This window comes from Acinetobacter sp. 228 (genome assembly GCF_048147885.1).
On sequence record NZ_JAYWYV010000481.1, the window covers coordinates 1 to 1,129 of the forward strand.

The following is a 1,129-nucleotide window of genomic DNA, read 5'->3' on the forward strand; positions in this document are numbered from 1 at the left end:
ATAAGCATAAAAAGACAAAACAAGAAAATCTAAAAAGGACATTACGATGCAAACAATACATGGAAACGGTTCACATCCTAAAAAGTCGTCACATCGATTAGCGGGCATCTCTAGCATGGTCGGCACCACGATTGAGTGGTATGACTTTTTTGTTTATGGCGCAGCAGCAGCCCTCATTTTTAACAAGCTATTTTTCCCAAATCTGGACCCACTTACAGGTGTGCTTGCAGCATTTGCAACCTATGCTGTTGGGTTTATTGGCCGTCCACTCGGTGGTTTAGTCTTTGGCCATTTTGGTGACAAGATTGGCCGTAAGTCAATGTTGTTGCTAACGCTGATGCTCATGGGAATTCCAACCGTACTGATTGGCCTCTTACCGACTTACGAGTCAATAGGTTATTGGGCGGCAATTGGCTTGGTGATCTTGCGATTTATTCAAGGTATGGCCATGGGCGGTGAGTGGGGCGGTGCCGTGCTTATGGCAGTAGAACATGCACCCGAAGGTGGTAAAGGGTTTTGGGGAAGTTTGCCTCAAGCCAGTACCGGTGGGGGCTTAATGCTCGCCTCAATCGCACTAGGACTGGTGTCGTTATTACCTGAGCAAGCATTGTTTAGCTGGGGCTGGCGTTTACCATTTCTTGCCAGCATTATTTTACTGGCAGTGGGTTGGTATATTCGTGTAAAAGTGCCTGAGTCACCAGACTTTGAAAAAGTAAAACAACAGTCCGAAGAAGTCAAAGTTCCGGCTTTTCAGGTTTTTAAAAACCATCCAAAGCAACTCATCACCATTATTTTGGCGAGAGCTGCTGAAAATGCATGGTTCTATATTGCTTCAACCTTTACGTTAGCTTACACCACCACACAATTAGGTATTCCACGACAAGACATTTTGTTTGCCACCATTTGCGGTGCAGCCGTGATTTTATTTATGACGCCGTTATGCGGACATTTGTCCGATAAAGTCGGTCAACGCAATATGTTTATGTTTGGACTATGTGTATTGGCACTTTATTCTTATCCATTTTTTAGCATGCTCAATACCAAAGATCCGGTACTGGTCTGGACGGCAATTGTTTTGGCAATTGGTGTAGTGTTCCCGATTATGTATGCGCCACAAGCTCAGCTTTTT

1 protein-coding gene is annotated in these 1,129 nt (G+C 44.5%); it reads left to right on the top strand.

Annotated features, from left to right (window positions below):
* Positions 1-46 precede the first annotated feature (46 nt).
* A partial coding sequence (locus VXQ92_RS20040) for an MFS transporter (protein ID WP_416682966.1) occupies positions 47-1,129 on the top strand: 1,083 nt, incomplete at its 3' end.